General features: G+C 74.0%; 11 protein-coding genes. 2 read left to right on the forward strand and 9 right to left on the reverse strand.

The window, feature by feature from the left end; translation table 11 throughout:
* The first annotated feature begins 56 nt into the window (after positions 1-56).
* Complete coding sequence (locus tag AOM03_RS10100) at positions 57-482, forward strand: prepilin-type N-terminal cleavage/methylation domain-containing protein (RefSeq protein ID WP_082092330.1); 426 nt, start codon at positions 57-59, stop codon at positions 480-482.
* Positions 483-595: 113 nt separating this feature from the next.
* Here the strand turns inward: AOM03_RS10100 and metE are convergent, their stop codons facing one another.
* The 3 genes from metE to AOM03_RS10115 all read right to left on the reverse strand — a co-directional run bounded on the left by metE (position 596) and on the right by AOM03_RS10115 (position 4,514).
* Positions 596-2,917 carry a 5-methyltetrahydropteroyltriglutamate--homocysteine S-methyltransferase gene (gene metE, locus AOM03_RS10105; RefSeq protein ID WP_062380964.1) on the reverse strand — a complete coding sequence of 774 codons (2,322 nt, stop codon included), beginning with the start codon at positions 2,915-2,917 and terminating at the stop codon, positions 596-598.
* A 197-nt stretch (positions 2,918-3,114) separates the two neighbouring features.
* Complete coding sequence (locus AOM03_RS10110; RefSeq protein ID WP_062380966.1) at positions 3,115-3,555, reverse strand: OsmC family protein; 441 nt, start codon at positions 3,553-3,555, stop codon at positions 3,115-3,117.
* 74 nt (positions 3,556-3,629) lie between these two features.
* Positions 3,630-4,514, reverse strand: a complete 885-nt coding sequence (locus tag AOM03_RS10115; RefSeq protein ID WP_227589964.1) for a methylenetetrahydrofolate reductase — start codon at positions 4,512-4,514, stop codon at positions 3,630-3,632.
* Between the two features lie 222 nt (positions 4,515-4,736).
* Between AOM03_RS10115 and AOM03_RS10120 the strand changes: the two genes are divergently transcribed.
* Positions 4,737-5,306, forward strand: a complete 570-nt coding sequence (locus tag AOM03_RS10120) for a DNA-3-methyladenine glycosylase I (protein WP_062380968.1) — start codon at positions 4,737-4,739, stop codon at positions 5,304-5,306.
* A 9-nt stretch (positions 5,307-5,315) separates the two neighbouring features.
* On the opposite strand, the gene AOM03_RS10125 is transcribed toward AOM03_RS10120, so the two are convergent.
* From AOM03_RS10125 to AOM03_RS10150, 6 genes are read right to left on the reverse strand one after another with little or no spacing between them, the layout of a single operon-like run.
* Complete coding sequence (locus AOM03_RS10125) at positions 5,316-5,825, reverse strand: (deoxy)nucleoside triphosphate pyrophosphohydrolase (protein ID WP_062380971.1); 510 nt, start codon at positions 5,823-5,825, stop codon at positions 5,316-5,318.
* 13 nt (positions 5,826-5,838) lie between these two features.
* Positions 5,839-6,222, reverse strand: a complete 384-nt coding sequence (gene gcvH, locus AOM03_RS10130) for a glycine cleavage system protein GcvH (protein ID WP_062380974.1) — start codon at positions 6,220-6,222, stop codon at positions 5,839-5,841.
* Positions 6,223-6,248: 26 nt separating this feature from the next.
* Positions 6,249-7,379 (reverse strand): glycine cleavage system aminomethyltransferase GcvT, encoded by a 1,131-nt coding sequence (gene gcvT, locus AOM03_RS10135; protein ID WP_062380983.1) that lies wholly within the window; start codon positions 7,377-7,379, stop codon positions 6,249-6,251.
* A complete protein-coding gene (locus AOM03_RS10140; protein ID WP_062380985.1) occupies positions 7,376-7,921 on the reverse strand; it encodes a hypothetical protein in 546 nt (181 codons plus the stop codon). Before AOM03_RS10140 ends, gcvT begins: the two co-directional genes overlap by 4 nt.
* A gap of 10 nt (positions 7,922-7,931) precedes the next feature.
* Positions 7,932-8,753 carry a PP2C family protein-serine/threonine phosphatase gene (locus AOM03_RS10145; protein ID WP_062380987.1) on the reverse strand — a complete coding sequence of 274 codons (822 nt, stop codon included), beginning with the start codon at positions 8,751-8,753 and terminating at the stop codon, positions 7,932-7,934.
* Positions 8,753-10,606, reverse strand: coding sequence for an FHA domain-containing protein (locus tag AOM03_RS10150; protein ID WP_062380993.1), 1,854 nt, complete (start codon positions 10,604-10,606; stop codon positions 8,753-8,755). The genes AOM03_RS10145 and AOM03_RS10150 overlap by 1 nt, the downstream gene beginning before the upstream one ends.
* Between the last annotated feature and the right edge of the window lie 29 nt (positions 10,607-10,635).

Genomic DNA, 10,635 nt, shown 5'->3' on the forward strand with positions numbered 1-10,635 from the left:
CTTGCCATCCGAGGCCTCGCGCGCCACACTGGCGACTGAGCCTTGAGGGGGGCGACATGAGGACCTTGCGCCGTAGCAGCGACCGCGGATTCACGATGGTGGAACTTCTGGTGGTGATCATCATCATCGGGATCCTGGCGGCCTTCGCGATTCCCATCTACCTGAACCAGCAGGCGAAGGCCGCGGACTCGGCAGCACAGTCCGACGCGATGAACCTGGGCATCCAGATCCGCATCGCCTTCGATGAGGACACGACCACGGTCGTTGTCGATGACGACACCGTGGACGGCAACAACGTCTACACGATCAACGGCACCCCGGTGCTGGGCGTCTCCCCGGGCGTCGAGCTCGTCACCTTCGAGGGCGGCTCGAGCCCCGAGGATTGGTGCGTGCAGCTCAAGCACCCCAAGGGCTACGTGTCGAACAATCCTGGCGTCCGGTTCGACTCCCAACACGGCTACGTCGAGAACGCCGCCTGCTAGGAGGCGCTCCGCGCCCACGACGGGCGCCGCCACGCGAAGCGGCCCGACGCCCCTGAGTGGGGCGCCGGGCCGGGAGGCCGAGCGTGGCGGGCGCGGCGAAGCTCGACGAGCCGCTACGCGCGCACGGCGCGCGTCGCCGCGAGCATGTGCTCGAGCGACGCGGTGGTCTCCTCGTAGCCGCGGGTCTTGAGGCCGCAGTCCGGGTTGACCCACAGCTGGCGGCCCGGGATGGACTCCTTGGCCAGCGTGAGCAGCTCCGTAATCTCCGCGGTCGAGGGCACACGCGGCGAGTGGATGTCCCACACGCCGGGGCCGATCTGCCGCTCGTAGCCGTGGTCGCGGATGGCGGGCAGCACCTCCATGCGCGAGCGCGCCGCCTCGATGGAGGTCACGTCCGCGTCCAGGCCGTCGATCGCGTCGATGATCTCGCCGAACTCCGAGTAGCACAGGTGCGTGTGGACCTGGGTGTCGTCCTTGGCGCCGGCGGTCGCCAGCCGGAAGGAGTTCACCGACCACTCGAGGTACGCCGCCTGGTCCTTGCGCTTGAGCGGAAGGAGTTCGCGCAGCGCGGGCTCGTCGACCTGGATGATGCCGATGCCGGCGTCCTCGAGGTCGCGGACCTCGTCGCGCAGGGCGAGCGCCACCTGGTTGGCGGTCACGCCCAGGGGCTGGTCGTCGCGCACGAAGGACCACGCGAGGATGGTGACCGGCCCGGTGAGCATGCCCTTGACGGGGCGCTCCGACAGCGACTGGGCGTACTCGGCCCAGCGCACGGTCATGGGCTCGGGACGCGCGACGTCGCCCCACAGGATCGACGGACGCGTGCACCGCGAGCCGTAGGACTGCACCCAGCCGTTCTTGGTGACGTCGAAGCCGTCGAGCAGCTCCGCGAAGTACTGCACCATGTCGTTGCGCTCGGCCTCGCCGTGCACCAGCACGTCGAGCCCCAGGTCCTCCTGGAGACGCACCACGCGCTGGATCTCCGCGCGCATCGCCTCTTCGTAGGCGGCGTCGTCGAGCGCGCCCTTGGCCCACGCGGCGCGCGCCTTGCGGATCTCGGGCGTCTGCGGGAAGGAGCCGATGGTGGTGGTCGCGAGCTCCGGCAGCGCGAAGCGCGCGTCCTGGGCCGCGGCGCGCACCGAGTACTCGGCGCGGTCGAGGTCCGCGGGCGTCACGGCCTCGAGCGCCGTGCGCACGTCCGCGCGGTTGGTGCCCGGGTGAGCCTTGCGCGAGGCGAGGGCGGCGCGGGTGGCGGCCAGCGCATCGGCCACCGCCTCCTCGCCCTCGGCGCGCACCTTGGCGAGGGTGGCGACCTCCCAGACCTTCTCGTCCGCGAAGGCGAGCCAGCTGAGCAGCTCCTCGCCCAGGTGCTCCTCGCCCTTGATGGTGTGGGGGACGTGGAACAGCGAGGTGGAGGTGCCGATGGTGACGGCGGCGCCGAGCGCCTCGACCTCCGCGGCCTTGCGCAGCGCGGCGTCGAGGTCGGTGCGCCAGATGTTGTGGCCGTCGACCACGCCGGCGACCACGGTGAGGCCCGTGAGGTCGACGCCCGTGGGGACGGAACCGCGCACCAGGTCGAGCGAGACGGCCTCGACGCCGGAGTCCTTGAGGACCGGCAGAGCGTCGTCGAGCGCGTTGTACGGCGCGGCGACGAGCAGCGCGGGTCGGTTCGCGAGCGACGCGAGCGAGCCGTAGACCTTGGCGGCGTTCGCGAGCACCTCCTCGCGGGGCGCGTCGATGTCCGCGACCAGGATGGGCTCGTCGATCTGCACCCACTCCGCGCCGGCGGACTTGAACGCCTCGAGGAGGTTGCCGTAGACCTCGAGCACGTCCTCGAGACGCTCGATGGGACGGAAGCCCTCGGGTGCCTCGTCCGACGCCTTCGACAGGTACAGGAACGTGAGCGGACCGGTGATGACCGGGCGCGTGAGGTGGCCGGCCTCCTTGGCCTCGACGAACTGGTCGACCCAGCGCGTGCTCGACATCGCGAACTCGGTCTCGGGGCCGATCTCCGGCACCAGGTAGTGGTAGTTGGTGTCGAACCACTTGGTCATCTCGAGCGGCGCCTTGTCGCCCACGCCGCGGGCGAGGGTGGAGTAGCCGGCGAGGTCGACGGAGCCGTCCGCGGCGCGCAGGTCCGCGAAGCGCGTGGGCACGGCGCCCAGGGTCACGGCGGCGTCGAGCACGTGGTCGTAGAAGGAGAAGTTCGACGGGATGGCGGAGGGCTCGGTGAGCCCCAGCCGCGCGAGGCGCTCGAGGTTGGCGAGGCGCAGCTCCTTGGCGGCGGCCTCGAGGTCGGCGGCGGCGGTCGCGCCCTTCCAGAACGACTCGAGGGCCTTCTTCAGCTCGCGCATTCGGCCGATGCGCGGGTAGCCAAGGATCGTGGCACCGGGGAAGGCGGGCGCAGGGGCAGGGACGGTGGGCTGCTCTGACATGGTTCCTCAACGAGGGTCGGTGCGCGGCGGGCTCGCCATTGCGCTTGGTCGACGCTGACGGCGCGCCGAAGTGTGCCGGAATCCTAACGCGCGCAGGCGTCGCTGACTAGGCCCTTGGTGCCAGGGAATGGCAGCATCATCCCTGGCACTCGGTGACATTTGACGATGCGGCGACCGCCGCATCGTCCCCCGGCGGGCTAGGCCGGGGCGTCGGCCGGGCGCTCCTCGAGCGCGACCGGCACGCCCGCCTCCACCGTGCGGGAGACGGTGCAGTGACGGTCGTGCGAGGCCTGGAGGGCGGCGCCGATGCGCGCGCGGGCCTTGTCGCCGTCCTCGCCCTCGGGGAAGGCCAGGTCGAAGAGGACCGTGATGTCCTCGAGGATGTTGGCGCCGTCCTCGGTCACGTAGGTCGCGGAGGCCTCGACGTCGAAGCGCTCGGGGGCGGCGCGGCGCGAGGTCATCGCGTCGACGTCGATGCTCGAGCAGCCGGCGATCGCGGCGAGCAGCAGGTCGACCGGGGTGAGCAGACCCTCGCCGCGGCCGAAGCGCAGCTCCGCGCCCTTGGCATTGCGGGCGATGTACACGCCCTCGGTCTCGCGGGTGATCTGGACGGAGCGGTGCGAGGTCTGTCGAGTCATGCGTCGATGGTCGCACGCGGCGAGGCGGCGCCGGACCGCCCTGGGTCCCGTGCGGGCCCGCCGCCCCTCGGGCCTCAGTCCCGCACGAGCGCCATGGCCTCCACCAGCGCGAGCGCCGCCGCGGACTGATTGAACGTGATGATGTGGATGCCCGGCGCGCCCGCGTCGAGCAGCTCGCCCGAGAGTCGGGCGGCGAAGTCGACACCGATCGCGCGAGCGTCGTCGTCGTCCGTCGCGGACTCGAGCGCGGCGAGCAGCGCGGGCGGCGTGGCGACGCCCGTGAGCTCCTGCGCGCGGACGGCGCGGCGCACGGTGGTGAGCGGCATGACCTCGGGGATGATCGGGATGTCGATGCCGGCGGCGGCCGCATCCTCGACGAGCGCCGTGTAGTGGTCCGCCTCGTAGAACACCTGGGTGATGGCGAAGTCCGCGCCCGCGTCGCGCTTGGCGCGCAGCACCGTGAGCCCGAGTTCTCGCTCGCCCTCCACGGCGTGCTGGGCGGGGAAGGCGGTGACGCCGATGCTCACGTCGACCCCGTGCGCGGCCGCGACGTCACGGATGAGGGTGACCAGCTCGCTCGCGTACAGCAGCCCCTCGGGGTGCGGGCGCCAGGAGTCCTCGCCGCGCGGCGGGTCCCCGCGCAGCGCGAGGAAGTCGTGCACGCCCTCCGCGAGGTAGGCCTCGACGACGCCGATGAGCTCCGCCCGGGACTGGCCGACGCACGTGAGGTGGCCGAGCGCGGGCACCGCCGTGGCCTCGATGAGCCGGTGGATCGCGTCGCGCGAGGTCTCGCGCGTGGTGCCGGACGCGCCGTAGGTGACGGACATGAAGTCCGGCCCCGTGGCCGCGAGGAGGTCCATGGTGCGCGCGAGGCTCTCCTCGGCCGCGGGGGTGCGCGGAGGGAACAGCTCGTAGGAGAGCGTGGGGCGGCGCGTGGCAAGGAGGTCGCGGATCGTCATGGCGGGGGTCACCCTACGCGCGACATGCCGGGACCTGCTACGGATACTCGGTGCCATTTCCCCTGGTCCGGGGCCGGATCGGGGCGACGCCGAGGGGTCGGCCGGTGGTCACAGCACCCCACACCCAGGGCCGATGTCCCCGTCCCCTGCCTGGCGCCCCTCCTCCCCAGGCCGCGAGAGTCAGGCTCCCGCGCCAGGCGCGCGCCGGGCCACACTGGGGCCATGATCGAGGAACGGCACGACCTGCTCCGCTGCTTCGGCAATGGCGACCCGCTGTACGAGCGCTATCACGACGAGGAGTGGGGGCTGCCGGTCTACGGGGACCAGGCGCTGCTCGAGCGGATCGTGCTCGAGGGCGCCCAGTCCGGGCTCTCGTGGCTCACCATCCTGCGCAAGCGCGAGGGCTACCGCGAGGCGTTCGCCGGCTTCGACCCCTTCGTGCTCGCCGAGTTCACCCCGCGCGACGTCGAGGACCTGCTGCAGGACACGCGCATCGTCCGCAACCGCCGCAAGATCGAGTCCGCGATCACCAACGCGTGGGCCACGGTGGGACTGCGCGACCAGGGCACGAGCCTCCACGAGCTGTTCTGGTCGTTCGCGCCGGAGCCGCGGGCCGAGCCGCCCGCGACGTGGGCCGACGTGCCGGCGCAGACGCCGGAGTCGGTCGCGCTCGCCAAGGCCCTCAAGAAGGCGGGGTTCGTGTTCGTGGGGCCCACGACCATGTACGCGGCGATGCAGGCATGCGGCCTGGTGAACGACCACATTGCGGGGTGTGTGGCCCGTCGGGCCTGACGGAAGCGGTCAGCAGTACGCGCGGCGGTGGCGCTCGACCGCGTCGAGCAGCAGCGCCTCGACGATGCGCTGGTCGGCGGGCAGCCACGGCACGTCGCGCCAGCCGCCGGGCTCGAGCCAGCGCAGGGCGTCGTGGTCCTCGAGGGGTCGGGGCTCTACCTCGGCGCCGTCCGCGCCGGGAAGAATGCGCGCCCACCACACGCGCATGACCAGCCGCTCGACGTCGGCGTCGCCCGGACGCAGCATCCACACCGGGCAGACGCAGGAGGACTCGACGCCGGCGCCGTCGTCCGGCCCCACGAGCTCCTCGCCGATCTCGATCTCGACGCCCAGCTCCTCGCGGATCTCGCGGTGCAGCGCGGCCTGGGGGTCCTCGCCCCGTTCGACCTTGCCTCCCGCGAACTCCCACAGCCCGGCGAGCGCCGACGGGGCGCTGCGCCGCGCGGCCAGCAGCCGGCGCGGCGCGTCGAGCGAGTCGGTGATCGCCGCGGCGACCACCAGGCGGGTGTTCGCGGTCATGGGGTCGGTCGCGTCAGGCGAGGGTCGCGACGTAGGCCTCGGCGTCGAGGAGGTCGTCGGCCGTCTCCGAGAGCTCGACCTTGAAGATCCAGCCGTCGCCGTACGCGTCGGAGTTGATGGTCTCGGGCGAGGAGGTGAGGCCCTCGTTCACCGCGGTGACGGTGCCGGACACGGGCGAGTAGAGCTCGCTCACGGCCTTGGTCGACTCGAGCTCGCCGCACACCTCGCCCGCGGTGACGGTGTCGCCCACGGAGGGCGCCTCGACGTAGACGATGTCGCCGAGCGCCTGCGCGGCGTGCGACGTGATGCCGACGGTGACCACGGCACCGGCGTCGGGATCGCCCGCGACCCACTCGTGCTCGGCCGAGTACGCCAGCTCCTCAGGAACGCTTGCCATGGTGCACCTCTCTCGGTTCGGCGGCCTCAGGAGGCCCTCGTGTAGAACGGTAGCGCGACCACGGTCATGGGCTCGCGCCGTCCGCGCACATCGATGGCGACGGTGGTGCCGGGCTCCGCGAGCGCGGGCGGCACGTAGGCCATCGCGATGGGGTGGCCGAGCGTGGGCGACGGCGCGCCGGAGGTCACGCGCCCGACCTCGGCGCCGTCCTCGTCGACCACCGGATAGCCGGCCCGGGCGGCGCGGCGGCCCTCGCCCGCGAGCCCCACGAGCACCTTCCGGGGCCCGTCCGCCTTGGCGCGCACGAGCGCGTCGCGGCCCACGAAGTCGCCCCGCGGCCGCTCCGCGGTGCCCAGGACCACGATGCGGCCCAGACCCGCCTCGTACGGCGTCGTGTCGCGGGTGAGCTCCTGGCCGTACAGCGGCATGCCGGCCTCGAGCCGCAGCGAGTCGCGTGCGGCCAGGCCGCACGGGATCAGCCCGTCCCCCTCGCCCTGGGCGAGGGCGAGGCGCCAGACGGCCGCCGCATCGTCCGCGCTCACGAAGAGCTCGAGGCCGTCTTCTCCCGTGTATCCGGTGCGGGCGGCGACGGCGTGGATGCCGCCGTCGAGGACGATGTTGGCGAACGTGTAGTAGCGCATCGCGCGGATGTCGTCGTCGCCGCGGTGGCACATGCGGGCGACGATGCGCTCGGCCGCCGGGCCCTGGACGGCGATGAGCGCGGTCTCGACGGACAGGTCCTCGATGCCCACATCGAAGCTGTTGCGGCGCTCGCGCAGCTCGCCGATGACGGTCGCGTGGTTGGACGCGTTGGCGACGATGACGAAGTGGTCGAGGTCGCGCCGGTAGACGATGAGGTCGTCGATCACGCCGCCCTCGGGCGTGCACATCATCGTGTACTTCGCGCCCCAGAGCTTGACGGCGGACAGGCGGCCCACCAGCGCGTGCTCGAGGAAGGCGGCCGCATCCGCGCCGCGCACCGAGATCTCGCCCATGTGGGACAGGTCGAACAGGCCGGCGGCGGTGCGCACGGCGGTGTGCTCGGCGAGGTCCCCCGAGTAGCGGACGGGCATCTCCCATCCCGCGAAGGGGACGAGCGTCGCGCCGTGGGCGACGTGCTCGTCGTGGAGCGGGGAGCGCTGCAGGGCGTCGGTCATGACGCCAGCGTAATCGCGGCGAGCACCACCCCGACCGCGACCCCGAGCAGCACGGCCACGCCCACCACCAGGCGAGCGGTGCGGCGGCGCGCGGCCGCGGCGGCACGCTGGACGCGCTCCTCGGGCGTGATGACCCGGACCCGCGGGGACGGCGCGGGGCCGACGGGATCGACATCGAGCGGCGGGGGTGGCGGCACCTGACGCACCTCGTAGGGCTCGGGCGCCGCGCCGAACATCCCCGCCGGGGGCGTCGCGGGAGCCCGGGAGGAGGTCGACCGCGCCGCCGCCTCGACGTCCTGGACGGTCGGCTCCCCGGACTGCGTGCGCGCTCCCGGAGCGCCGTCGGCGCGCGCGGACAGCATGGTCGCGTCCGCCGCCTGGGTGACCTCCGCCGCGGCGAGGTCGCGCGTCCGGACCACCGTCGCATCGTCCGGCGCGGACCTGGCGGATTCCGCGGTCGAATCGTCGGGGCCGTCCTCGCCGGCGCCGCCCTGTCGCGCACCGCGCGGTGAGACGGTGGTGCGGTCGTCGGGCTCGGTCACGGCGCCCCCGTCACTCCTGCTCGGCGCGGCTCGACGGCGAGGTGAGGTCGTCGGCCTCGAAGGGGTCGTGACCCCAGACCGGCCACGGGGCGGGGTCCGCCTGCGCGTCGGTCGCCCCGGCCGAGTCCGCGACCACCACGGTCACGTTGTCGCTGGTGGCGTTGGCGAGGGCCGCATCGACGAGCGCGGCGGCCGCGGCGTGCGCGTGCGCCACCGTCGAGGCGATCGCGGCGATGCGCCGGTCCGGCACCGCGGTGGTGAGCCCGTCGCTCGCGATGACGAGGCGGCGGCCCGGCACCAGCGGCACGAGCCACGCGTCCATGCCAGGGATGTCGTCACCGATCGCGCGCGTGACGATGTTCCGGTCGGGGTGGTGCGCGGCCTCCTCGGGCGTCAGCCGGCCCGCGTCGACGAGTTCCTGCACGTGCGAGTGGTCCACGGTAACCTGCGTGAGCGCGCCACCGTCGAGCGCGTAGACGCGCGAGTCGCCCACGTTGATCACCATCCACCAGTGCGTGCCCGCCCAGCGCACGCCCACGGCGCCGGTGAGCGTGGAGCCGGCGTCGCCGCCCAGGCTCGCGGACACCCGGGCGACGCCCTCGCGGGCGCGATCCACCGCATCGGCGACCTGGTCCGGCGTGGCGGGCTCGCCGGTCGCGAGCGGCGCGAACCCCTCGACCACGGCGGCCGAGGCGGCGGCGCCGCCCACGTGCCCGCCCATGCCGTCCGCGACGATGAACACCGGCGAGTTCGCGAGCAGGCTGTCCTCGTTGCGGGCGCGACCGCCCACATGGGTCGCGCCGGCCCCGCCGAACATCGCCGCGCCGGGCATCAGCCCTCCCGGCGGCGGATGCGAACCTCGACGTCGCCGAGCAGCAGCACGTCGGCGACGACGGCGCGGGTGCCGGCCTCGACGCGGCGCTCCCGCCCGTCGGCGCCGACGAGCAGCGTGCCGTTGGTCGAGCCGAGGTCCTCGACGGTCCAGCGGCCGCCCTCGAGCGAGAGGCGCGCGTGCGACTTCGAGATGGTCTTGGTGGCGTCCGAGATCTCGACGCGTCCGCCCGCCTGCGCCACCGGACGCAGGCCGCGGCGGCCCACCACCACCGTGGCCGCGTCGAACGGGTACACGGCGCCGTCTCCGGTCACCAGCTCCCACGCCTCGCGCTGGCGCGCGGAGACCTGGGTGCGGTCGTCCAGTTCCGGGTCGTGGGCGGCCTCGGGGGACGATGCACCGGCCGCGCGGTCCTCGGCGGGCGCCTGGTCGTCGTCCTGGTGGGAGTCCCCGGCCTCGGTGTCGGGCTCGTTGTCGTCGGTGTCACGGGCGGAGCGGACGATCGAGGCCCAGAACGCGGACGCGCCGTCCTCGTCGGCCTGGGGCTCGGGCTCGGGTGCGGCATCGGGTCCGGCCTCGGGCTCCGGCTCCGGCGCATCGGCGGCCTCGTCCGCAGGCTCGGGGGCGACCTCGGGCGCGGGCTCGAGCTGGGGCTCCTCGCCGGGCTCCGGCTCCTGCTCGGCCAGCGAGTGGGCGGGGGGCACCTCGGCCACCGGTGCATCGGCGAGGGGGGATACCACGTAGGGGCTGGGCGGCGTCTCCGGGGAGGGCGCAGGCTCGGAGGGAGCGTCCTGCACCTCGTCCTCGACAGGCTCGGCCGACGCATCCGGCGCCTCGTGCTCAACGCTCTCGGCGAGAGCGTCCTGCACCTCGTCCTCGACGGACTCGGGCTCGGCCACGGGCGCGGGCGGCACGACGGGGATCGACCCGGTCCGCAGGTACGGGGAGATGGGGCTCGCGGGCTGCTCGGGGCGGGCCGCGGGAACCGGCGGCGGGGAGGCGGCGCCGCCCTGCATGTAGGGCGACAGCGGGACCTCGGCGGTGAGCGGAGCCGGCCGCTCGGGGGCCGCGGGCGGGGCGTCCGCGTCAACGGCGTCGTCGGCCGGCGCATCGCCCTCGTCAGCGCCGGCGGGGCGCAGCGAGGCGCGCGACGGCACGATCGGCGCGGCGCCCAGGAAGGGCGTGGCGGGCGCGGCCTCGCTCACGCGGGGCACCTCGGCGGTCGGGTCCGGCGACTCGGGCACGGCCGGCGACTCGGCCGCGGGGGCCTCCTCTGCGGCCTCCTGAGGCTCCGGGGAATCGTCCACCGGGGCGGGCGCGACGACGGGGATCTGGCCCGTGCGCAACGGCGCGCGCTCGACCAGCGGCGCCGGCACGGGAGCGGAGGAGTGGCCGCTGGGGGCAAAGCGCGAGCTCCAGCCCACGAGCGAGGCCCAGATGACGGGCACGAGCGCCGCCACCACCACGAGGCCGCCGGGCAGCGCGTGGTCGAGCCCCAGGCGGTGGGTGTGGACGATCCACAGGATCCAGGCGACCAACGCGGCGACGGCGTAGACCGCCGCGGCCCCGACGACGAGCAGGCTCGCGCCGTCGCCCAGCTGGTCGCGCGTCGCGAAGGCCGCGACCATGGCCACGAGCCCGAGCGCCTCGAAGGTGCGCGCGACCGCCGTGGCGCCCACGCCGGACTGCGTGACGCGTGCCATCTGGACCCAGCGCGCGATGGGCACCCAGGCGCTGCCGGGGTTCCCGCCCACGCGACGGTAGACCGCCCCGAGCGCGAGCGCCATCCACACGTAGGCGACCCCTACGACGGCGGCGGTGAGCCCGCCCTGCACCAGCACCTGCGTGGTCATTCCCTCGCCCTGTTCCTTCCGTTCGTCGG

This window comes from Demequina pelophila, assembly GCF_000971175.1.
Classification (GTDB): Bacteria; Actinomycetota; Actinomycetes; order Actinomycetales; family Demequinaceae; genus Demequina; species Demequina pelophila.